Origin of the sequence: Paenibacillus sp. S29, assembly GCF_049319765.1 — a bacterium.
In the GTDB taxonomy this organism is placed as follows: Bacteria; Bacillota; Bacilli; order Paenibacillales; family Paenibacillaceae; genus Paenibacillus; species Paenibacillus polymyxa_B.
The window spans coordinates 1-21,529 of sequence record NZ_JBMOUI010000026.1 but is presented as its reverse complement, the minus strand read 5'-3'; the positions used below and the strand labels follow the sequence as shown (position 1 = coordinate 21,529).

The 21,529-nt window shown below is 44.9% G+C and carries 23 protein-coding genes, 1 tRNA gene, 1 pseudogene and 1 riboswitch; of the genes and pseudogenes, 8 read left to right on the top strand and 17 right to left on the bottom strand.

The features are described 5' to 3' along the window. Positions 1-9 precede the first annotated feature (9 nt). The 3 genes from ACL9RM_RS25660 to ACL9RM_RS25650 all read left to right on the top strand — a co-directional run bounded on the left by ACL9RM_RS25660 (position 10) and on the right by ACL9RM_RS25650 (position 2,570). On the top strand, positions 10-837 hold the full coding sequence (locus ACL9RM_RS25660) for a hypothetical protein (protein ID WP_414126666.1): 828 nt from the start codon (positions 10-12) through the stop codon (positions 835-837). 277 nt (positions 838-1,114) lie between these two features. Then, a riboswitch (cyclic di-AMP (ydaO/yuaA leader) is annotated at positions 1,115-1,252 on the top strand. A gap of 5 nt (positions 1,253-1,257) precedes the next feature. Further along, positions 1,258-1,758 carry a C40 family peptidase gene (locus tag ACL9RM_RS25655; protein ID WP_061831815.1) on the top strand — a complete coding sequence of 167 codons (501 nt, stop codon included), beginning with the start codon at positions 1,258-1,260 and terminating at the stop codon, positions 1,756-1,758. A gap of 305 nt (positions 1,759-2,063) precedes the next feature. After that, complete coding sequence (locus ACL9RM_RS25650) at positions 2,064-2,570, top strand: GNAT family N-acetyltransferase (protein WP_414126665.1); 507 nt, start codon at positions 2,064-2,066, stop codon at positions 2,568-2,570. 78 nt (positions 2,571-2,648) lie between these two features. Here ACL9RM_RS25650 and ACL9RM_RS25645 read toward each other — a convergent pair whose 3' ends face one another. Next, positions 2,649-2,948 carry a 4a-hydroxytetrahydrobiopterin dehydratase gene (locus ACL9RM_RS25645; protein ID WP_007428083.1) on the bottom strand — a complete coding sequence of 100 codons (300 nt, stop codon included), beginning with the start codon at positions 2,946-2,948 and terminating at the stop codon, positions 2,649-2,651. 117 nt (positions 2,949-3,065) lie between these two features. After that, positions 3,066-3,359 carry a hypothetical protein gene (locus tag ACL9RM_RS25640; protein WP_061831817.1) on the bottom strand — a complete coding sequence of 98 codons (294 nt, stop codon included), beginning with the start codon at positions 3,357-3,359 and terminating at the stop codon, positions 3,066-3,068. Positions 3,360-3,546: 187 nt separating this feature from the next. Between ACL9RM_RS25640 and motA the strand changes: the two genes are divergently transcribed. Next, the gene (gene motA / locus ACL9RM_RS25635; RefSeq protein ID WP_028542601.1) at positions 3,547-4,341 is read left to right on the top strand and encodes a flagellar motor stator protein MotA; all 795 of its coding nucleotides are present in this window, start codon (positions 3,547-3,549) and stop codon (positions 4,339-4,341) included. Next, positions 4,334-5,161, top strand: a complete 828-nt coding sequence (gene motB, locus ACL9RM_RS25630; protein ID WP_414126664.1) for a flagellar motor protein MotB — start codon at positions 4,334-4,336, stop codon at positions 5,159-5,161. The genes motA and motB overlap by 8 nt, the downstream gene beginning before the upstream one ends. A gap of 135 nt (positions 5,162-5,296) precedes the next feature. Here the strand turns inward: motB and rluF are convergent, their stop codons facing one another. Then, complete coding sequence (gene rluF, locus ACL9RM_RS25625; RefSeq protein ID WP_061831820.1) at positions 5,297-5,998, bottom strand: 23S rRNA pseudouridine(2604) synthase RluF; 702 nt, start codon at positions 5,996-5,998, stop codon at positions 5,297-5,299. A gap of 50 nt (positions 5,999-6,048) precedes the next feature. Then, positions 6,049-8,325, bottom strand: coding sequence for a PAS domain S-box protein (locus ACL9RM_RS25620; protein ID WP_414126663.1), 2,277 nt, complete (start codon positions 8,323-8,325; stop codon positions 6,049-6,051). 330 nt (positions 8,326-8,655) lie between these two features. Here ACL9RM_RS25620 and tadA point away from each other — a divergent pair, with 330 nt between their 5' ends. Both tadA and ACL9RM_RS25610 read left to right on the top strand, forming a co-directional pair. After that, positions 8,656-9,156 (top strand): tRNA adenosine(34) deaminase TadA, encoded by a 501-nt coding sequence (tadA, locus tag ACL9RM_RS25615; RefSeq protein WP_061831822.1) that lies wholly within the window; start codon positions 8,656-8,658, stop codon positions 9,154-9,156. Positions 9,157-9,216: 60 nt separating this feature from the next. Then, positions 9,217-9,783 (top strand): GNAT family N-acetyltransferase, encoded by a 567-nt coding sequence (locus ACL9RM_RS25610; protein ID WP_414126662.1) that lies wholly within the window; start codon positions 9,217-9,219, stop codon positions 9,781-9,783. A gap of 115 nt (positions 9,784-9,898) precedes the next feature. On the opposite strand, the gene ACL9RM_RS25605 is transcribed toward ACL9RM_RS25610, so the two are convergent. The 6 genes and pseudogenes from ACL9RM_RS25605 to ACL9RM_RS25580 form a co-directional block, all read right to left on the bottom strand. Beyond that, complete coding sequence (locus ACL9RM_RS25605) at positions 9,899-10,975, bottom strand: hypothetical protein (RefSeq protein ID WP_061831824.1); 1,077 nt, start codon at positions 10,973-10,975, stop codon at positions 9,899-9,901. A 197-nt stretch (positions 10,976-11,172) separates the two neighbouring features. After that, positions 11,173-11,328, bottom strand: coding sequence for a small acid-soluble spore protein P (locus ACL9RM_RS25600; RefSeq protein WP_029514956.1), 156 nt, complete (start codon positions 11,326-11,328; stop codon positions 11,173-11,175). A 72-nt stretch (positions 11,329-11,400) separates the two neighbouring features. Then, on the bottom strand, positions 11,401-11,571 hold the full coding sequence (locus ACL9RM_RS25595; RefSeq protein ID WP_414126661.1) for a hypothetical protein: 171 nt from the start codon (positions 11,569-11,571) through the stop codon (positions 11,401-11,403). A gap of 28 nt (positions 11,572-11,599) precedes the next feature. Next, positions 11,600-11,941 carry a hypothetical protein gene (locus tag ACL9RM_RS25590; RefSeq protein ID WP_061831825.1) on the bottom strand — a complete coding sequence of 114 codons (342 nt, stop codon included), beginning with the start codon at positions 11,939-11,941 and terminating at the stop codon, positions 11,600-11,602. Between the two features lie 311 nt (positions 11,942-12,252). After that, complete coding sequence (locus ACL9RM_RS25585; RefSeq protein ID WP_414126660.1) at positions 12,253-13,200, bottom strand: NAD(P)-dependent oxidoreductase; 948 nt, start codon at positions 13,198-13,200, stop codon at positions 12,253-12,255. Positions 13,201-13,263: 63 nt separating this feature from the next. Next, positions 13,264-13,449, bottom strand: a pseudogene (locus tag ACL9RM_RS25580) (phosphate acyltransferase); the annotation flags it as partial. A 125-nt stretch (positions 13,450-13,574) separates the two neighbouring features. Here ACL9RM_RS25580 and ACL9RM_RS25575 point away from each other — a divergent pair. Further along, positions 13,575-14,459: a LysR family transcriptional regulator gene (locus tag ACL9RM_RS25575; RefSeq protein WP_235306867.1), complete on the top strand. Its 885-nt coding sequence runs from the start codon at positions 13,575-13,577 to the stop codon at positions 14,457-14,459. A 31-nt stretch (positions 14,460-14,490) separates the two neighbouring features. On the opposite strand, the gene ACL9RM_RS25570 is transcribed toward ACL9RM_RS25575, so the two are convergent. From ACL9RM_RS25570 to guaB, 7 genes are all read right to left on the bottom strand, one after another. After that, the gene (locus ACL9RM_RS25570; RefSeq protein ID WP_165179775.1) at positions 14,491-14,721 is read right to left on the bottom strand and encodes a hypothetical protein; all 231 of its coding nucleotides are present in this window, start codon (positions 14,719-14,721) and stop codon (positions 14,491-14,493) included. A 136-nt stretch (positions 14,722-14,857) separates the two neighbouring features. Next, positions 14,858-14,943: transfer RNA gene (locus ACL9RM_RS25565), tRNA-Ser, on the bottom strand. 89 nt (positions 14,944-15,032) lie between these two features. Next, positions 15,033-16,316: a serine--tRNA ligase gene (gene serS / locus ACL9RM_RS25560; RefSeq protein ID WP_013308176.1), complete on the bottom strand. Its 1,284-nt coding sequence runs from the start codon at positions 16,314-16,316 to the stop codon at positions 15,033-15,035. A 35-nt stretch (positions 16,317-16,351) separates the two neighbouring features. Next, on the bottom strand, positions 16,352-16,918 hold the full coding sequence (gene pdxT, locus ACL9RM_RS25555; RefSeq protein ID WP_069290775.1) for a pyridoxal 5'-phosphate synthase glutaminase subunit PdxT: 567 nt from the start codon (positions 16,916-16,918) through the stop codon (positions 16,352-16,354). 16 nt (positions 16,919-16,934) lie between these two features. Continuing rightward, a complete protein-coding gene (gene pdxS, locus ACL9RM_RS25550) occupies positions 16,935-17,816 on the bottom strand; it encodes a pyridoxal 5'-phosphate synthase lyase subunit PdxS (RefSeq protein WP_061831829.1) in 882 nt (293 codons plus the stop codon). Positions 17,817-17,947: 131 nt separating this feature from the next. Next, positions 17,948-19,336, bottom strand: coding sequence for a D-alanyl-D-alanine carboxypeptidase family protein (locus ACL9RM_RS25545; RefSeq protein ID WP_061831830.1), 1,389 nt, complete (start codon positions 19,334-19,336; stop codon positions 17,948-17,950). Between the two features lie 327 nt (positions 19,337-19,663). Further along, positions 19,664-21,121, bottom strand: a complete 1,458-nt coding sequence (gene guaB / locus ACL9RM_RS25540) for an IMP dehydrogenase (RefSeq protein ID WP_013308172.1) — start codon at positions 21,119-21,121, stop codon at positions 19,664-19,666. Positions 21,122-21,529 lie beyond the last annotated feature (408 nt).

Below are 21,529 nucleotides of genomic sequence, written 5' to 3'. Positions count from 1 at the left end.
TGTCTATAGATGCGGACTATTATAAAAGAGGGCTGGGCGCTGGTGCGCATACGTTTCTATATCGTTATCATTTTATTTCTGTATCGACTACTGTGGGGGGTGTTTCTCTATCGGCTGGTGCAGTCTGCCGTTATCCCGCTATTGCTCCGTTATCCTGATCAGGGTCAAAACGAGCTGGGACAGACCTTATTTTGGATGGAGAGTCAGATTGCTCTGATGGACAGCCGGGAAGTACATGTGTATTTGTGGATACTACTAGGGGCGACTGTACTACGCATACTGATCACTCCCTTCATTAGAGCCGGAATATATCAAAGTCTGCATACCGATGCGACTGAACCGCAAAGCCTGTCCTTTTTCAAGGGTATGAAACGCCATGGCATGTCGTCGCTGTTGTATTACACCATCGAGTTGGGACTGCTGCTGCTTCCCGCCTTTTGGGTAGTACCGAGACTCTACCCTATTGTAGCAGGAGCACTTCAATCTTCCTCTTATCTGCTGCATTTATTGCCCTATGTCATTGGATGGATGGCATACGGATGGTTCATTCGGCAGTGCATCCTGTATATGCAACTGGGTACTGTCGGTGGTCACGCCATACTATCGTCCCTGCTCGCCTTCTTTCGCCAGCTCCTCCCAGCTGTCGGTATATCCCTTTTGCTCGGTGCTTGTGTGCTGCTGGTCTTCGGTCTATTTGGCACCGTGGCGATGATTTGGACTGGCATGCTGGCGCTCATTCTCCAGCAATCGTATCATTTTGTTACTAGTCTGGTCAGGCTGTGGCATATCAGTTCGCAGTACAGACTATGGCATACCGATATCTCTAGTAGAAGCTAAGCCCTGCCTTTATGTTTTTTTACTTCATTTCCGTCTGTCGAAAAACCTTGATTCATACTCGCGCAAACGACACATAACTGAATACTGTTAACAAGATCTGTTCCTGGGACATTAGGAGCAGATTTTTTTTGTAACTTTTTGCAATGAAACATTTGCCAAAGTCAGCCGTCTTTGTTACAATAATCGCAGTGAACTGATAGTAACAACTTTGTAATCTTTATTGTAACCTTTATCTCAAAAATAACGTTATTGTGAATACTGCTCTCCAAGGTGCACATCTTAAGTTAAGCCTAATTCCTGGCACCTAGGAAGCGGGGGAACCAGTTTGGGTGAATTGATCTCGCAACAGAGTGGTCATAGGGGAACCTTCTACCGAATCCTTAAGCTAACCTCGCAGGCATTGGAAGGGGTATATTTTTTTTGAAGAAGAAGCTAACGATCGCAGCTATGGGTCTTGCCATTGCCTTTACATCTTTTACATTCGGTGGCGGCAGTGCATATGCAGACTCTAAGATGGACCAGGTCATCCAAGATGCCAAAGGAACGAACTACAGAAGCGGAGGCACTACACTCGAGGGATTCGATTGCTCCGGCTTCACAATGTACGTATACAACAAACTGGGAATTAAACTTCCGCATCAATCAGGATCACAATTCAAAATGGGATCTTCTGTATCCCGCGATGAAATGAGACCTGGGGACCTGGTGTTCTTCAACACCACAGGAAGAGGCATTTCCCATGTAGGTATCTTCGTAGGTGAAGGGAAATTTGCCCACTCCTCGACTTCACGTGGTGTAGTAGTTAGCTCACTGAACGAAAATTATTACGCTAACCGCTATGTCGGTGCAAAAAGAATTATGAGCACAGACGCTTACCATTCTGTAGCTTCAGACATTCCTGATGACGATAACGTAGAATAACTAACGCACAGCAAGCTAACCCTAGCCGCAATTTGATTCTGGCCGGAATCGAATTGCGGTTTTTTATGTCCACAACATCAGCAATTATTATCTTTACTGACGAACTGAGACCTCAAAAGGTTTCAATTGTAGCGAACATCGTCGGTTTTACCGTCACCGCTGGGGGAGCATATGAGCAGTAATTCCTTCTTATTGAATGTATACCCGACTTAGGTATGAAATAAACACGCTTGCCATTCCTCTGCAACTTGTCTACAATCTGTTGTTAATGATTGAAGTACCTGTGTAAAAGGAGGATGGAACACATGCCGGCCTCAATATCCAACTATCGGATCGTACCGATGGACGAGCATCAAGCGGCTGCAATCTGTGAGTGGCACTATGATCCACCTTATAACATATATGGTTGGCTCCCCTGGGAACAAATGAAGGCGCTTGAAGTCGAATTTGGAAGTCCCACGCTTCGCCAAGAGCAATATGTTGCCGTACTGGATGAAGAGAACAAGCTAACAGGATTTGCTCAATATTTTCCTATGATCGGTGTGACCCGGCTAGGTCTTGGAATGCATCCTGACAGGTGCGGACATGGCAAAGGCTCTGATTTTGTCCGTGCCATTGCAGAGGAAGCTCAACGACGCAACCCGAAGAATGAAATTGATCTAGAGGTGCTCACTTGGAATGAGCGCGCTATCCGGGCCTACAAGGCGGCTGGATTTAAGCTTACAGATACCTATGAACGCCAGACTCCTGATGGCAAAAAACCATTTTATTGTATGGTATATCGTCCCGAGCACCCAACCCAGATTCTATGATAAAAGCGCCTTCGGCATACAACCACGATGTTGTATAGCGAAGGCGCTTCTATCATCATACGACAGATCATTACAAGCTCAATGACTGCTGCGCATTTTTTCAAAAGCTTCATTATATTGTTGGGCTTCCTTAATATCCACGGCCATAATACCGCCGTCGTCCCAAGAGGTCAAACGCAGAGTCACGGTCTTATAATCAATCGTAATAAATGGATGATGATTGAATGCTTCAGATATAGCGGCAACTTCATCCACGAATGCAATCCCTTTCATAAAACTGGAAAAATTATATTTTCGGACGATCCAACGTCCTTCCTCCAGTTCCCAGCCCTCCAGTTTCTCCAGATGTGCTTCAATCTCTTCTTGTGTAAAAGGCATGTTACGAACTCCTCCCCGTTTATACGGAAGCCTTTCGACCGCTTAAATACGGCCAAAACTACGATATATTGGTGTACATATTACCACGGCCCCGTTGATAAATCCATAAGACGGACCTCAAATCAAAGGGACTGACGTCAGCTCCTCGTCCCCAATAAGTACATAGATGCGATGCTGCTCCGGCTCATAGATCACAACGCTACTCCCTACAGTGATTGTGGGCTCTGTACCCAGTGCATAAAATAAGTCTTCTGCCAAAGCTTCATTGACTTCCTGACGTCCCGCCGGGTCCAGCCTGTCCCAATCTTCTGCTTCCATCTCAAAAAATTCATAGCTATCTGGGATGCGCCCCACAGCCTCTGTCAAATCGTTCAAAATTTGTTCATACTCACGCCCATGCTTTACTCCCATGCCATTTCCTCCAATGGTTCCGCCATTCAATACATAATCACCTTATTATACCGGAAATTCGCACTTAACAAAAAAGAGAGTTTTGTCGATAAATACTATAATCCGTCTTGTAATGACGCGCTTGGGGCAAGGACGACCCCGGCGGCATGAAAGGATTCAAAATCTATTCTCATGGATGAGGTGTATCATGCAAATTTCAACCATTATCGGACTTGTGCTCGGGATTATGTCACTGGTCGTCGGGATGATCTTAAAAGGCGCTCCGGTCGTCAATTTGGTCAATAATCCCGCTGCTTACATGATTATTTTCGTCGGAACGGCAGCGAGTATATTTATGGCCTTCCCGATGGCAGAAATCAAACGGATTCCGAAGCTGTTCAAGGTTATTTTCACCGAACAAAAACTGTTAGACCGCAAAGAGCTCATCGGTACGTTTACCGAGTGGGCATCCATTACCCGTCGTGAAGGTCTGCTCGCCTTGGAATCTAAGGTAGAAGAAATCGATGATCCCTTTATGCGTGGCGGCATGCGAATGATTATTGACGGCAATGATCAAGAATTCGTACGGGACGTTCTGATGGAGGATATCAATGCTACCGAGGATCGACATCGCTCTGGCGCACTGATCTTCTCCCAAGCCGGTATGTACGCTCCAACGCTCGGGGTACTCGGTGCGGTTGTAGGTCTGATCGCCGCTCTGGCTGACCTTAGTGACATGGAAAAGCTCTCTCATGCCATTGCAGCAGCTTTCATTGCGACGTTGCTCGGTATTTTTACAGGTTATGTCCTGTGGCATCCGATGTCCAACAAGCTGAAACGGTTATCCAAAAAAGAAGTAGAGCTTAAATTAATGATGGTCGAAGGTCTGCTTTCCATTCAATCGGGGATATCGACAATTGCCATCAGTCAGAAACTGACGATCTTCCTGACTCCGACCGAACGGGCTACATTGACCCAGAAGGATGGCGATTCCAGTGAGTAAAAAGAGACATGAACCGCATGAAGAGCATGCTGACGAAAGCTGGCTGTTGCCATATTCCGACTTAATGACCCTTCTGTTGGCTCTTTTCATTGTCTTATTCGGTATGAGCTCGCTCGACGCCAAAAAATTTGAAACTATGGCTCAATCCCTGAGTTCAGCTTTTAGTGGCGGCACTGGCGTGCTGGATCACTCGGCCGCGAATCCGTCGTCACAATCCATGGATATGGGCAAAAATAAAGAACAAGTATCACAACCCTTAAAATCAAAAGCTAGTTCTACCTCTGAACTGCAAAAACAGCTTGCCCAGCGGGAAGAAGAAGATTTAAAAAAGCTTAAAAAACAGATGGATCAATATATTCAAAATAACGGCCTGTCACCTCTGCTGAATACCAAGCTGAACCAATCCCAGCTGATGATCACCATTAGTGATAATGCCCTGTTTTCATCCGGGCAAGCCGAAGTAAAACCGGGAGCGAGAAAGCTGGCCAAGTCTATTTCTAGTATGCTCCAGCAGTTCCCTGGCTATGATGTTATCGTATCGGGTCATACGGATAATGTACCGATCTCCAACAGCCAGTTCCCGTCCAACTTTGATTTGAGCGCCCAGCGCTCTCTGAATTTCTTGCGTATCTTGTTGCTCAATCCAGATCTCGATCCAACCAAGTTTGTATCCATCGGTTATGGCGAGTATCGTCCATTGGCAAGCAATCAAGATGGCCAAGGACGCTCCAAAAACCGTCGTGTTGAAATATCTGTTCTCCGCAAATATCAGAACGGGACACAAGTCATCAGTCCTACCTCAAGCTCGAATGAAGGTTGATTATGCATATGTTATATGAACAAAGGCACCGCCGCATTTTTATGCAGCTGGTGCCTCTTTGTTTAGTGCTTCCTATAATCTGGACTTTCATATACGAGGATCATACGCTGTAGGCTATACAATGCCCCTCTGGCCTTAGCTAAGCGTATAATCGAGCATCTGGCCAAGCTCCTGCTTCTCAGCCTCTGTCAGGTCACGCCAGGCACCTTTCTGAAGGGACCCCAACCGAATATTCATGATTCGCAGCCGTTGCAGTTTTTTAACTTCATAACCGAAGGCAGCACACATACGCCGGATCTGGCGATTTTTGCCTTCAGTCAGGATAATACGGAATACATACTCAGATACACGCGTCACCTCACAAGGTAGCGTCCGCTGGCCGAGTATTTTCACCCCGCTGGACATGCCCTGCACAAAAGACGGTACGACAGGGCGATCCACCGTTACGATGTATTCTTTCTCATGCTTGCCTTCTGCCCGTAAAATCTTATTTACAATGTCCCCATCATTGGTAAGTAAGATGAGACCTTCCGAATCCTTATCCAGGCGTCCAATCGGGAATATCCGCTGTGGGTGCCCCACAAAATCAACAACATTGCCTCTAATATGGCTCTCGGTTGTACTTGTAATGCCCACCGGCTTGTTCAATGCAATGTAGACGTGATCGGACTTCTCGCGCAGTGGCTTGCCATTCACGCGAACATCATCGCCTTCTTCCGCTTGACTACCCAGCACAGCCACTTCGCCGTTAATCGTCACGCGGCCGCTCTCTACCAGCTTGTCCGCCTCGCGGCGCGAGCAAAAACCGGTTTCGCTGATAAACTTGTTAATGCGCAACCTGTGTACCCTCCATTTCTACTAACACACTTCCTCCTGCGCCCAGCCCGTTACTCCGGCTTGGCAATCGGAAGCTGCACCAGGGCTGTCGTTCCCTCTCCCTCTGTGCTTTCAATATCCAGTGTGCCTTTATGACTCTGTATAATACGCTGACTGACCATAAGTCCTAGTCCTGTCCCTGTTTCTTTGTTTGTGAAAAAAGGTTCTCCTAGCTTGGACAGCATTTCTGCGGGAATACCCGCTCCCTGATCCCGTATAGAGATTTTAACGCTTTCTCCCTCCAAGAACAAATGAATCGTGATGATACCACCTTTACTCATAGCCTCCATGCTATTTTTAAGTAAATTAATGAATACCTGTTTTAACTGATTTTCTTCAGCGTATACTAGGGCAGGCTCGTCCGTAACCTGAAGATTGAATACAATGCCCAGCAGGTGCGCCTGACTATCTAGTAAAGAAATCACGTCGCTCACAATATAGCGAACATCCTTTTTCTGAAAATGCACTGCCTGTGGCTTCGCCAGTATTAAAAACTCGCTAACGATCAAATTAATGCGATCCAGCTCAGACATCATAATATCGTTGTGTTTCATATTCAACACTTGATTTTGCTGCTGTAGTTGGAGAAAGCCTCGTAGCGTAGTTAGCGGATTACGAATCTCATGCGCTACGCCTGCCGCCAATTGTCCGACGGTTGTCAGTTTCTCTGATCTGCGCAACAACTCCTCCATTCGGTTGCGACCCGTAATATCACGCGACACGCAGATAAACCCCAAAATTCGGCCTTCTTCATCCAGAATAGGCGACGTGCTCATACTGATCTCTACTGTACTTCCATCCTTACGCATTCTAAGGGACTCACTTGATACGATGCTCTCTCCTTGAAGCAGGCTCTTCTTCTGAAATTCATACTCCTCCTGTTGCTGCGGAGGTACAAACTCCAGCTTACGACCAACCAATTCCTTCTTGGTCCAGCCGTACAAAGCTTCGAAGGCATGATTGACCCGAACGACGCGATCCTCCTCGTCGGTTACATGAATCGCATCCGCTGTCTGATTAATAACCGATTCCAGATGCTCCTTTACAGAACGGTTCTCTTCATACATCTGTTCCAGTCTTCTCGTGTACATCCCTAGGTTGTAGGCCATCGCATTGATGCGTTCACCCAACTGTGCAAGCTCATGACCACCTTTTATTTCTAGCCGTGTATCAAAATGACCATCAGCCATCTCATTCACTTTCCCCAGAATCGACTGAATTGGGCGGACAAACAGACTTGCCAGCACATAGCTTCCAATGATTACAACCTCCAAAAGGACAATGGAAATAGCAATTAAGCTTATCAATTGCTTGGAAATAACAGAAGTAATCGTATCATAATTCATAACAATACGGATAACATAGGCTTCGCGGTTAGCCGGGTAAAAAGGTATGTAACTGACGAGAACCCGTTCGCCTTTGATATAGCAGTCTTGTACAATACTCTCCCCGGAGAGGATAGCTCTGGACACGGCCAAACGATCTTCCTTCACTCTCGTTAGTTGATACGTGCCAAATTGGATCGGTTTATTGTACATGTAATAGTATTTCGAATCGTTCCCGTTCTTGTCCATCGAAGCGCCACCAAAGGTTGCAGGGTTAATTCCTGTAATCTCCATGATGCGATAATCCACTTGTTGGGTTTGCTTTACAATCTCATCGGGGCTCAGGATGGTTATGAAATCTTGCACTGAGGTATCCTGAAAGGAAATTCGAATTAAGTAGTTACGTTTTTGGTCATAATAAAATCCCCATTTGTTAATCTGTGAGGAGTCTGAACCGGTGTAGTCAAATGATCCGGTCCAAAAATGATCCAGTTTCTGACCTTGCGCCATTGCAGCCTGTCCGTGCTCATATAATTGGTCAACTGCATTTTTCCAATACCCTGTCAATGGATCAGATGGCGTTACTTCTTTTGGATCCGAGGATTTAACAACCTTATACCCCTGCCCGTCTCGAATCATCAAAGAAATATTAGTATCTCTGTGGAGTGAGGCCACCTTTTGAAGCTGTTCCTGCTGAATATTTCGGATGTCAGGACCTAGCTGATTAGCAGCCAACGTGGCAGAAAGCCACAGATTATATCCGAGCTGCTTGTCAACGGCCTCCCAGCTATGTTGGGTTTGTTCGATAGCTCCTCCGATAATTTTAGCCGTCAGAACCATTTTAGTTTCACTGTCACTTCTTAGATTTTCGTGGGTCGTGTAATAATTGAGGGCGATGTTTAATAAAAGGATAAACAGGACGGACCCCGACAAAATGATCGTTATTCTGATTTTTATCGACACACTGATTTCTCACCTCTTGCCGTATGCTGGCGATTACTGGCAATTGCTAACTCAATGATACCGTAATAGCGCCTGTGATACCAGCATTTACATTTACCGGATATACATAAATACACACCTTGTGTACAGTATTGTCAATAGACGAGGGTTTGCCTACAATATAAGAAGATAATCATCCACAAGTAGTCCACAAATACACAGATTTTATTATAAACTGTGGATAAACCTGTGGACAAGTGCCATGTTATCCACAATTTTATTCACATCATGTTAACAACGGAATATTTGTTCGTTGGATAATTCCGCGTTTTGAAAGGAGCATATTTCCCAGTGACCACCATGGATCACGCCTATTGGATGAAAGAAGCCATTCAGGAAGCGTATAAGGCAGAAATGTTAGGTGAAGTCCCCATCGGGGCTGTCATCGTAAAAGATAATGAAATCATCGGTCGCGGCTACAATTTGCGCGAGACGGATGCTGACCCAACCGCACATGCAGAGATGGTTGCCATTCGTCAGGCCAGTGAGCACTTAGGCGCTTGGCGCCTGCTGGATTGTAGGCTGTATGTCACTTTGGAGCCGTGTCCAATGTGCGCCGGAGCCATTGTTCAATCACGGGTTCCCCATTTGATATACGGAACTACAGATCCCAAGGCGGGCTGCGCAGGCACGCTAATGAATTTATTGCAGGAGCCTCGGTTCAATCATTGTACAGAAGTAACCAGTGGTGTACTGCAGGAGGAATGTGCCTCGCTGCTAACGAACTTTTTTCGGCATCTCCGGCAAAAAAGAGCGGCAGCCAGATTGTCTCCTCCCCCATCCTCATCCTGAGGGGGAAAAGTCCAAAACACTTCATCTCATTGCTAATTCCCCATGGAAGGAGACCAACCCATGCCTATGAGCTTGTATAATACGCCTCAAGGTATCTTTTTACGGCCATTTAGCTTGGCGGATAGCGAAGCCCTTCTCGCCCTTAGGCACCGTAATAGGGATTCCCATGCACCTTATGAGCCGCTTTACGAGGATTCATTTTTCACATTAGAGAAACAGCAGGATTATATCCGTCAGAAATTGCGTCAAGCCGAAGAGGATCGAGGTTACGTGTATGGTATCTTTCTCTTAAAGGAAGAACGGCTCATCGGTTATATCTCTATTTCCAATCTAGTACGTGGAGTTGGACAATTCGCTGATATCGGCTACATGATGGATCATCATGAACAGGGTAAAGGGCATATGACCGCAGCCTTAAAGTTGATCATACAATATGCCTTTCGTGCCTTATCTCTACATCGTCTCCAAGCGGGTACCCTTTTGCATAATGATCCCTCACAACGTGTATTAAAAAAGTGCGGCTTCCAGCCAGAAGGCATTGCTCGCAAGCTTGTACAAATTCAGGGCGCATGGCAGGATCACCAGATGTTTGGACTTTTAGCTGAGGATGACGTGTGGCAGAGCTAAATGACTGCACAGGGACAACATTAACAGTAAACAAAAAACCGCCCGGCTTATGCCGAGCGGTTTTCTTACATCATATTCGAAAAAAATGATGTTATACAATCATGTCATCCCAAACTTAAGGAGCAACAGTTTGCATTTTTTGTTGCAGCTGTTCCATAGTCAGGACTTGATCACCTGTTGGAATACCCACTTTAAATGCTGCTTTAGCATTGATTTTACTGTATTGCGTGTAGCCTGTTACGGACAATTTTACATTGTCTTTTGTAGCCGGATCATTCATCTCTACATTCGCATTCAGGTCTTGATACACAGGAATGTTATCCTTGTTCAAAGCTGTGTTAATGTCAAACTGTTTCACTGTCAAGTAGTTTTTCAACTCATCCAGCTTTTTGCTAACTTCGCTGGTGTTGGATTGCAGTTCTTTCTTCGCTTCAGCCAGCTCTTCTTTCTTCACTTGAAGCATGCTAGCATATTCATCTTTAGACATCACATCAAGGACTTTAGGAAGCGCCTTAGTGATAAATGTATTGGTAGCTTGCTTCACATTGTCGTTCGTAATTTTGAATTGAACGACTTGTTTAGCTTCAACGCCTTGTGGCAATTTAGCGTCTTTAGGATCAATATCAAAGAAGTACGTAGCTTGATCATACTCGTTCATAATAGCAGCAATCACTTCATTCGCAAATTTCTGCGATTTTTCCTGATCCATGGCTGCAGGATTAAATTCTTGTCCTGATTGTTTAGCCAGTTCTTGTGGATCAATGACCAGGAATTTACCTACAACATCCTGTGGAAGTGGGTAAAATGGAATATTAGGAATTTTAACGTACAGTTTATCTTTAGTCATTACCATTGGAATCGTGAAGCTGGTGGAAAGATCACCTTTCAAATGAATGCCGAGCGTCATTTCAGATTGGAAAGGTTCTTTTTGGTATACACCATCCAGCGTAATATCAGCATTTTTCAGCATGCTAGTTACCATTGCACTTTGCTCACTTGGAACAGAAGCGGATGTAATGGTCAGTTCCTTAATCGTGAATTGACTTTTGGATTCATAAGAGTTCAACTTCATTGCATTAGCTGTACCGGTCGTAACAGCTTCCTTCGGTTCTAACTTCTTGCTACAACCTACCAGGGCTACCGTCAAAAGCAACACCATAGTGAGTACCAAGACGGATAACTTTTTACTCATTGTGTAGATTCTCTCCTCTCGTAATTAACCCCTTTTTTATGCTAACAAAAAAATACACACCTCCTATTTTAACTCATATTCTCAAACGGCGAAACACTTATTGGAAAATTTTCTTACAATAAGCACAAAGACACCCTGGCTCTCTTACCAGGGTGTCTTACACTATGCAATATATTTTAGGAGAAAGGTCTGCCTGCTTATGAGCCTTCTCTATTATGATGATCCACGTGATTCCGCTGTTTCACCTTCTTGGAACCGGATAACGGCTCCTGCTGATGACTACGCTCCCGCTTTTCGTTACTTCCACCAGAATCCTGTGCTTCGGGGACAGGAATGGCTTTAGGTTTGCCCATTTATGCATCCTCCATTCTCAGTCTATATTTGTGGTACATCAACGAATCCGTTTATTACCATTTAAAATAGGACTATAGATGGTGTAGATCTTCCGTTTTATCGTGATTTAGTGAATCCTGATGACGGCGATCATTACGATCCTGCTGCACTTGCTGTGCCTGATGACTATTAACTGGGCGTTGCTTCAAATCATCAACAATGTTAGACAGGTTTTTATCCAGACCGTTTTTGGCTTTTGTCATGTAGTCTTCCTCCTCATTCCTTCATGACCTACGAGTGCGTCAATGACTGTAATGTTTGGGCACATTGATGAATATGCCGAGTATAATCGGACACTAACTGCTGAATGATATCTGTTCGTTCATCCACAGACTGTCCGTCCCGTTCTACATCGACTAAAGTAACCTGTACTTCCCGGGAGTCTACATAAGTACATGCAAAATCAAAGGAGTACATTTGTCGGCCTTCTACCTCGATATGGATCCGTATAGCCCGGTTGTCAGCTTCATCTGCCTGTACCTGTGATTTGTCCCCTGAATTCAAAAGAATCGGCAGTTGTTCCTGCCAGGCCTCTACCAGCTTTTGCTGATCTACTGTCATTTCTCGATTCATGCCAGCACCTCCACATCTGATAACGTGTGAAAAAAACGAGCTTTTTATACAACAAAAAAGCCACTTTCCACGCTTCCTAATCATTAGCTTATAAAGGCCAATGTATCAGCTATCGTATTTGAATGGCTTGGTTTATTTAGAGTATGGCGGAGAGGATGGGATTCGAACCCATGTGAGCTTGCACTCTAACGGTTTTCAAGACCGTTAATACCTATGAAAAGGCGCCGAGCCTTGGTATGACTGGGTTTGTGAAGTTGGAGGCAACCAGGTGCACGGAGCTGCCCCGATAGCTCATTTTTATTGCACCAAAACTATAATAACTGATTGAGCTTGCTTTCAGGCTCTTCACCATTTTCTACACGTTTTATATTGTTTATAAAGAAATCATATCTTTTTTTATGAAATTTTCGACCATCAGGCATTCCTGCTGTATGGGGAGTAAGTATCACATTACTCAGATTCCGGAGCTCACTGTCAATAGGAAGCGGTTCAGATTCAAACACATCCAGGCATGCGCCTGAAATATCCCCGTTTTTTAATGCATCAATCAAGTCTCTTTCGTTGACAATCCCGCCACGGGCTGTATTGATAAAAAGAGCGGTATTCTTCATTTTCTTGAATGCCGCTTTGTTGATCAGTTGTTTGGTTTGCTGATTCAAGGGTACATGTACACTGACTATATCCGATGTGCTTACAAGAGTATCGAAATCCGTCATTTTCACAAAACCGTCAGATTGTACAAGAGCATTTCTCGCATAAGCCAGCACATTCATATCAAAAACCCTGCAAAATGCAGCTACTTTTTTTCCGATAGCGCCCAAACCGATAATCCCAATCGTTTTGCCTTTTAATTCACTCCCTGTATAGTCCAATTGATTTTCATCCATCCTGTTTTTCATGAAAGTATCAAGAAACGGTATGTTTTTATAATAAGACAATATCAGTGCCATTACGTGCTCGGCCACTGCCTGTGCATTCACTCCTGCAGCATTGGCCACCCAAATGCCGAGCTGTGTACAGGCAGGGACATCTACATTATCAAATCCTGCACCCGTCTGTACCAATTTTAATTTTTTCGCGATAGAAAGCAGGCTGTGATCCACTTTAATATGTTCAGGGATGATTACCTGGCAATCTTCAATATGATGCAGCATTTCTTTTCCGGGCGGGACAATTACAACATTCCAGTCTTGAGGAAAATACCTTACAGTATTTGATTTCGAGGTCTCGCTAAAATAGCCAACTATGAGAATCTTCATTGCTAAACCACCTTTCATTACCTATACCATTCTTCGAAGAAAACCCGTTTGATGATCTTCATTTTATCCTTTTGAAGAAGAAGTAATTATTTCCATATTATAGACTTCATCGGCAGTACAACCTCTTGAAAGGTCATTGATCGGTGCATTTAGCCGCTGCAGGATCGGACCATATGCCTCAAAGTTTCCAAGACGCTGCGCTATCTTACAACCCATATTACCGGCATGAATACCTGGGAATATGAAAACGTACTATAATAAAATTTGACCCCTCGTCTTTATTAAAGATAATTTTAAACATAAAGAATAATGTTGTAAAACTCAAATATTTTGTGAACTATATTAATCATTTCTATATATTGAGGAGGTATTCTATGTATTTTCCTGGGATTGAAGCGTTTTTAGCTATCGTACGGACCGAGAGTATAAGCAAAGCGGCCGAATTGCTGCATCTGTCACAAGCTACGGTGAGCTATCGGTTAAAGACATTGGAACAGGAAATGGGTGGCCTTTTGGTTGAGCGAAGAAAAGGGGCACCCAAAATCAGTCTGACCCCAAAAGGGGAAAACTTTTTTAGCATTGCGGAAAGATGGGATGCTCTCTGGAGGGAAACACAAATCTTGCAGGCTAGCGGTTCGCAGTTAAGTCTGGCAATAAGCGCTGCCGAAAGTATAAGTCAATTTGTTTTGCCTCCTGTATATAGAATGCTTAATCAGCATACCCCGTCCATCCGACTGCAAATTCGTACGCAGCATACTCAGGAAGCTTTTGATAGTATTGAGCGGCGCGAGATGGATGTGGCGTTTGTGGTGCGAGAAATCGTGTCGCCTAGTGTCACTGTTAAACCGTTTTTTACTGAAGAAATGATGCTGTTGCGCCTGGCTGTGTCGGGGCGGCAGGCCGGAGATACTGTTGAAATGGAAGAATTGTCGGCGCAAGACGAAGTCTTCATAAATTGGAATAGAGAGTTTCAATTCAGACATGACCAGTGGTGGGACCCTCTTTGCCCGTCCCGTGTTCATCTGGACTCAGCGGGACTCATCACTACTTTTTTGAAGGACGCTAGACAATGGTCGATAGTTCCCGCTTCGATTGGCGCACATATGATGCGGATGGGAGATTTTGTTCTTCAGAAACTATCGGTATCGGTGCCTCCAAGAATATGCTATAAGGTAACTCATAAGTTTCCAAACCAAGCTTTACACGAGCCCCTTCGTATTCTTGATAACTATCTGCAAGATATATTTGGAATACAATGATCTGACCTGTCGAGATATTAGTTGCAATTGATTATAGGCCTGCAAACTGATGTATGAAAAAAATAGAGTATGCGGTGTAATAGCGTTTGAACAGCCCCTCCAGTGTCAGAATCTCAGGCGATACGCTCGCTCTCTCATCCTGCGCCACCCGAGACGTTTCCAAAACCGATGGACTCAGACGGTCAAGAAACCGCTGGGGAATGTCCAAACTATTCTTCCGCTGCCCGCGTTTACGCGGTTTGCCCCCCGTGTTTGTATTCATAATCCTATACCTCCGTCAGATGTTTATCCAACGGTCACGAACACAAAAAAACGCACCACACCGCTATCCAACGGTAAAGTGCGTTTCAATCATACTTGCTACAAATCCTTATGCAGCAAGGAAATTATTAAACTGACGGAGAGGATGGGATTCGAACCCATGTGAGCTTGCACTCTAACGGTTTTCAAGACCGCCCCGTTATGACCGCTTCGGTACCTCTCCAGGTGGTAAATGGATAAAGCTGCTTCCCTTTCAAACATACTCAGGCGCAACAAAATTATTTTACCACAGAACTTCTAAGAATGCAACACTTACTGTTTAGGAGCAATAACCTCAATGCCTCGCATGTATGAACGCAACACTTCTGGGATCACGATGCTTCCGTCCTCTTGCTGATAGTTCTCCAAAATAGCAGCCACAGTCCGCCCTACAGCCAATCCTGAACCGTTCAGCGTATGTACAAATTCAGGCTTTGCCTTCGAATCTGGACGAAACCGGATGTTCGCACGACGCGCTTGGAAGTCTTCCGTATTTGAACAGGAAGAAATCTCACGGTACATGCCACTCTCAGGCAACCATACTTCCAGATCGTACGTTTTGGCAGACGTAAAACCCATATCTCCAGTGCAAAGTGCCAGCACGCGATATGGAAGTCCGAGCAGCTGTAAAACACGCTCAGCGTTATTCGTCATTTTCTCCAATTCCTCATAAGAGGTATCCGGGTGAACCAGCTTAAGCATCTCTACCTTATTGAACTGATGCTGACGGATCAGGCCACGTGTATCACGTCCTGCTGATCCTGCCTCCGAGCGAAAGCAAGAGCTGTATGCCACATAATATTTCGGAAGCTGCTCCGCATTCATAATCTCTTCACGGTGGTAGTTCGTTACCGGAACTTCAGCCGTAGGAATGAGATAATACTCAGTATCACGCAGCTTGAACAAATCTTCTTCAAACTTCGGAAGTTGACCCGTTCCGTACAAGCTGTCCCGATTTACAATGTATGGAGGAAGCATTTCTTCATAACCATGCTCACTGCTGTGCAGATCCATCATAAAGTTAATCAGCGCACGCTCTAATCTTGCTCCCAGTCCTTTGTAGAACGTAAAACGAGAACCCGTTACCTTGGCTGCTGCCTCAAAATCAAGGATATCTAGATCCTGAGCCAATTCCCAATGCGCTTTGGGTGTAAAAGAAAACTCGCGCGGCTCCGACCAGCGACGGATTTCTACATTATCCTCTTCCGATGCACCTACAGGTACTGTATCATTAGGAATATTCGGAATAGACATCACCAATTCATCGATCTGAACTTCTAGTTCGCGTACTTGCTCATCTAATTCTTTGATACGATCGGAGACTTGACGCATTTCTGCAATAAGATCATCCGCATTTTCCTTGTTCTTCTTCAACTTGGCTACTTCACCGGATACCACGTTCCGACGATTTTTGAGCCCTTCACTTTCCTGAAGTAACTCACGACGGCTTACATCCAGATCTGTAAAACCATTAATCAGATCCAGAGATTTCCCCCTGTTCTGCAAAGCTTTCTCAACCCGACCAAGCTCATTACGTAAAATCTTTATATCTAACACAGGTAATCCCTCCTACACTACAAGCCTGACTTTCACTATTCGCGGACCATATCCACAAAATATTGATGTAACCGGTAATCGTCTGTTAACTCCGGATGGAAGGATGAAGCCAGCAAATGACCCTGACGGGCTGCCACGATCTCGCCGTTATACTCAGACAGCACATCTACTCCCGTTCCAACAGACTGTATTAATGGCGCGCGTATAAATACAGCACGAACCGGTTCGTCAATCCCTTTAATGTTCAAGTCTGTTTCAAAGCTCTCTCTTTGGCGACCAAATGCATTACGCGATACTGTAATATCCATGAGTCCCAAATGTGCTTCTTCCTGTCCTTGAATCGTTTTAGCCAGTACAATCAATCCCGCGCAAGTGCCAAATACAGGCTTGCCCTGATTGGAAAACTGACGTATAGCCTCTATGAAATCATACTTGCGCATTAGCTTACCAATAGTGGTGCTTTCACCACCGGGAATGATAAGACCGGACAGCTCATTGAGCTGTTCGATCTTCTTCACCGCTATACATTCCGCACCCGCACGCTCAACGCTACGTATATGTTCAGCTACAGCGCCTTGCAGCGACAATACACCTATTTTCATGCCGGTCCCTTCTTTCTTACCAACCACGATCCTGCATGCGCTCATGCGGTGCCAGTTTGGAAATTTCAATGCCTTTCATAGGAGTTCCCAAATTCTTGGAGACTTCTGCAATCAGCTTGTAATCCGTATAATGAGTGGTCGCTTCCACGATTGCACGTGCAAACTTCTCAGGGCTATCCGACTTGAAAATACCAGAACCTACAAAGACGCCATCAGCGCCTAAATGCATCATTAACGCGGCATCGGCAGGTGTTGCTACACCACCCGCTGCAAAATTGACCACTGGCAGTTTGCCAAGCTCATGCACTTCCAACAGCAGTTCATATGCAACTCCGAGGTTTTTCGCTTCTGCATACAGCTCGTCCTTCGACAAGTTTTGCACCTTGCGAATTTGACCATTGATAAAACGCATATGCCGAACGGCCTCAACAATATTCCCAGTCCCCGGTTCGCCCTTCGTACGGATCATAGATGCACCCTCACCAATACGTCGCAGCGCTTCTCCCAGATCCTTGGCTCCACAAACAAATGGAACGGTGAACTCACGCTTATCAATATGGAAAACTTCATCCGCAGGTGTCAGCACTTCGCTTTCATCGAGATAGTCAACACCGAGAGATTCCAGTACCTTTGCCTCTACATAGTGACCGATACGAGCCTTAGCCATAACAGGAATAGAAACAACCTTCATAACTTCTTCCACAATCGTTGGGTCAGCCATACGAGCAACCCCACCAGCTGCACGGATATCCGAAGGCACCCGTTCAAGAGCCATTACAGCTGTAGCTCCTGCTGCCTCTGCAATTTTAGCCTGCTCAGCGTTCATGACATCCATGATTACGCCACCTTTTTGCATCTCTGCCATACCTCTTTTTACACGCGAAGTTCCCGTTTCCATGTCGTTGCCTCCTATAAGGGTTACGTTTAGATTCTAACTTAATATTTTACCGCACGAATGCCAAATACACAATCATTTCAAGCTGCAAAATAAGTAATGAAAAACAAGGTAGATCGCTTAGCTTCGCTTTTTTAGAAGAGGTTCTTAATTCCCTGGAACAGATCTCCGAAGAAATCACCGATTGCCCGGAAAAGCATTCGGAACCAGCCGCCCTCTTCTACTGCCGTCGTAGTAACCAGATCCACGGTTTTCGTCTGCCCTTTATCCACACCGTCTGTCTTGTACGTGTACGTAATTGTTCCGACTTTGGCCCCTTGCTTCAAAGGTGCCACCAGAGAGCTTGCTGGTGTAATATTCGTTGTAAAGGTCACCTTAGGATTGCTCGCACCCTTAGGTACGATAAAGCTTACTGCATCCTTGGTGACGATCGGTACTTCTGTTTCCGTACCTTTGGTCACTGGCACATTCTCAACACCCTTAACCACCGTCTTTGGAGCAATAACCTGCTTCACTTCAAAATTATCAAAACCATAGTTCAGCACTTTAGCTGTCTCTGTAAAACGGTGTGCATCTGAATCAGCTCCCATAACTACACTGATGAGACGCATTCCGTTGCGTTCAGCGGTTCCTGTAAAACAGTTTCCAGCATTAGCCGTGTGGCCTGTTTTCATCCCGTCTAAACCTGGGTAAGCAAACTTTCTAAAGTTAGTAATATTTTTGTTTGCTTCTAGCATCCAGTTATAGTTAATAATTGGCGCCTTGTCAGTAGGACGGAATTTGTAAGATTGAATTGTCGTAAATCGTGTGTAATCTGGATGATCTTTAATGATGTAACCAGCCAGAGTAGCTGCATCTCTCGCTGTCATCACAGTTTCCCGGTCTGTATCCGGCTGGAAGCCTTTCGGCATATCACCACGATCCAAACCAGTCGAGTTGATAAAATACGTATTTTTCATGCCCATTTTCTGAGCTGTTTCATTCATTAGTTTTACAAAGTCCTGCTCAGTTCCAGATACTCGTTCAGCAAGGGCTACTGTTGCATCATTAGCAGAACCTACCGCCATTGCAATATAAAGCTCTTCTACCGTATGTTGATCCCCTTGAGCCAAAAAAATACGTGATCCAATGCTCTTAGAAGCATTCTCGTTAACCGTAACTTTATCCGTCCACTTGAGTTTACCTTGCTTAACCTGTTCAGCCACGATGTATTCTGTCATCATTTTAGTCATACTTGCTGGCGGAAGTGGCTCATCTGGGTTCATAGACAGCAATACTTGCCCAGTGGAAGGCTCGATCAAAATGGCGGAACGTAGTGCCAGACTAGGAGGATTAATAGAACCTGTCCCCGTAATATTGGTTGCCTGTGTTGCCGCTCCAGCTGCAAAAGTAGCCACGCTCGAATCGAAATTGCCTACAACAGGCAATGCCGACATATACATCATATTAAGAACCATGACTGCAGTCACACTCTTTTTAATCATGCTGCGTTTTTTATTCTGCTTTAAAATGTTCGCTTTCAAATGAATACAAACTCCTCTCGTACCTTAACCCGATCGCTATGAATAACGAGACGGTGGTTACAGCCTCTGCTTGGCCAATGTAATTAATGTTTAAGTGTTATAAAATCCAGTTTCACTTCGTTTGCTTAGTTGTATCCTGTCATGAGCATTTTCTGCTCGAATCTTCTTTACTGGTAGGAATCGTCCAAAAGACCTACGTGTCCTAATTCGTCAATAATTTCGTCAAAAAGGCGGACACTTGTCTATTCTATCACAGGGGTATCTCTAAAAAAAGACAGGCAGAGCGAAATACGCTCTGCCTGTCGTCAAGTCTACTACAGCCGAACTTTATAGAGAGTAATTTGGTGCTTCTTTCGTAATTTGCACATCATGCGGATGGCTCTCACGCAGACCAGCGCCTGTAATACGGATAAAGCTTGTATCGTTACGAAGCTCCTCAATATTAGCTGTACCGCAATAACCCATACCGGAACGAAGACCGCCCAACAGCTGATGAACAGTGTCGGAAAGTGGTCCTTTATAAGCAACGCGTCCTTCGATGCCTTCCGGTACCAATTTCTTGTCGTCATCTTGGAAATAACGATCTTTACTACCTTGCTTCATCGCAGCCATAGAACCCATGCCACGATATACTTTAAAGCGGCGTCCTTGATAAATTTCAGATTCGCCTGGGCTTTCTTCCGTACCTGCAAAAAGACTTCCCAGCATTACCGCAGAAGCGCCTGCCGCAATGGCCTTTGTAATTTCACCGGAGTATTTAATACCACCGTCTGCAATGATCGGAATATTATATTCACGTGCTACTGTTGCACAATCATAAATTGCTGTTACTTGTGGAACACCTATCCCTGCGATTACGCGTGTTGTACAGATGGAACCTGGACCAATACCGACTTTTACGACAGATGCTCCTGCTTCAATCAATTCGCGCGTTCCGTCACCAGTAGCTACATTACCTGCTACAATCGTCAGATCAGGATAAGCTTCACGCAACTTGCGGACCGCTTCAATAATGTTAATATGATGGCCGTGAGCAGAGTCCACAACAATCATATCCACACCAGCCTTTACAAGTGCTTCAGTCCGATCAAATGTATCCTTGGAAATGCCGACAGCCGCACCGACCAGAAGACGCCCTTGTGCATCTTTCGCTGCGTTCGGAAATTGAATAGCTTTCTCAATATCTTTAATGGTGATAAGTCCTTTGAGATAATTTTCATCATCGACCAAAGGGAGCTTTTCAATTTTATGCTTTTGCAAAATGACTTCCGCTTCCTGTAAAGTCGTACCCACAGGTGCAGTTACCAGTTCTTCCTTCGTCATGACTTCACTGATTTTAAGGTTAAAATCGTGAATAAAGCGAAGATCGCGGTTAGTAATAATACCCACCAGTTTGTTTTCTTCGTTTACAACAGGTACACCAGAAATACGGTATTTACCCATAACTGCTTCAGCATCGGACACCAAATGATCTGGAGTCAATGAGAATGGATTGGTGATAACACCGCTCTCCGAACGTTTAACCCGATCCACCTCTACTGCTTGCTGTTCAATCGACATATTTTTATGAATAATACCGATACCGCCCTCACGAGCCATCGCGATTGCCAACACTGCCTCAGTAACAGTATCCATACCAGCACTCATCAAAGGAATATTCAGCTTCACGTTATCACTCAAACGAGTCGCCACGCTTACTTCTTTGGGCAGAACCACCGACTTGCGAGGTACCAGCAAAACATCGTCAAAGGTAAGGCCTTCCTTACCGAATTTATCTTCCCACACCAAGATGATCCTCCTTCAAATTGTTTAGTCTGTATTGGTCTTGTTGTCTGTCCGACATGGACAAATCAAGGCTCTCTGAAAATATATTATTGCAATCTTAGCAAAGCGGTATAGGGGTGTCAAGCCTTCATCAATAGCCCTAACCTTTAGTATTTCCCTGTACAAACAACTGTACTCCTACGAAGGACAACCTTTAAAAGTAAGCGTTTCCAAAGGTAATAGCTATTCACAAAAGCATATCTCCTCTTTGAATGCGCAGCATAGAAGCAATTGTATAAGTGGTTTGTACCGTAATATACCAAAGAGGACCATGATCTCATTGAGATCATGGTCCTCTTTACTTGTTGCTTGGCGACGTCCTACTCTCCCAGGACCCTGCGGTCCAAGTACCATCGGCGCTGGAGGGCT

Bases quoted from the DNA above. Each gene is read 5' to 3' on its own strand.
- ACL9RM_RS25640 (WP_061831817.1), bottom strand. From the start codon at position 3,359: ATGGGAGTAAAGCATGGGCGTGAGTATGAACAAATTTTGAACGATTTG.
- ACL9RM_RS25595 (WP_414126661.1), bottom strand. From the start codon at position 11,571: ATGACAAAAGCCAAAAACGGTCTGGATAAAAACCTGTCTAACATTGTT.
- ACL9RM_RS25585 (WP_414126660.1), bottom strand. From the start codon at position 13,200: ATGAAGATTCTCATAGTTGGCTATTTTAGCGAGACCTCGAAATCAAAT.
- pdxT (WP_069290775.1), bottom strand. From the start codon at position 16,918: ATGAAAATAGGTGTATTGTCGCTGCAAGGCGCTGTAGCTGAACATATA.
- ACL9RM_RS25645 (WP_007428083.1), bottom strand. From the start codon at position 2,948: ATGCCTTTTACACAAGAAGAGATTGAAGCACATCTGGAGAAACTGGAG.
- ACL9RM_RS25575 (WP_235306867.1), top strand. From the start codon at position 13,575: ATGTATTTTCCTGGGATTGAAGCGTTTTTAGCTATCGTACGGACCGAG.
- ACL9RM_RS25650 (WP_414126665.1), top strand. From the start codon at position 2,064: ATGCCGGCCTCAATATCCAACTATCGGATCGTACCGATGGACGAGCAT.
- ACL9RM_RS25605 (WP_061831824.1), bottom strand. From the start codon at position 10,975: ATGAGTAAAAAGTTATCCGTCTTGGTACTCACTATGGTGTTGCTTTTG.
- ACL9RM_RS25610 (WP_414126662.1), top strand. From the start codon at position 9,217: ATGCCTATGAGCTTGTATAATACGCCTCAAGGTATCTTTTTACGGCCA.
- ACL9RM_RS25590 (WP_061831825.1), bottom strand. From the start codon at position 11,941: ATGAATCGAGAAATGACAGTAGATCAGCAAAAGCTGGTAGAGGCCTGG.
- ACL9RM_RS25660 (WP_414126666.1), top strand. From the start codon at position 10: ATGCGGACTATTATAAAAGAGGGCTGGGCGCTGGTGCGCATACGTTTC.
- ACL9RM_RS25600 (WP_029514956.1), bottom strand. From the start codon at position 11,328: ATGGGCAAACCTAAAGCCATTCCTGTCCCCGAAGCACAGGATTCTGGT.
- motA (WP_028542601.1), top strand. From the start codon at position 3,547: ATGCAAATTTCAACCATTATCGGACTTGTGCTCGGGATTATGTCACTG.
- ACL9RM_RS25570 (WP_165179775.1), bottom strand. From the start codon at position 14,721: ATGAATACAAACACGGGGGGCAAACCGCGTAAACGCGGGCAGCGGAAG.
- pdxS (WP_061831829.1), bottom strand. From the start codon at position 17,816: ATGGAAACGGGAACTTCGCGTGTAAAAAGAGGTATGGCAGAGATGCAA.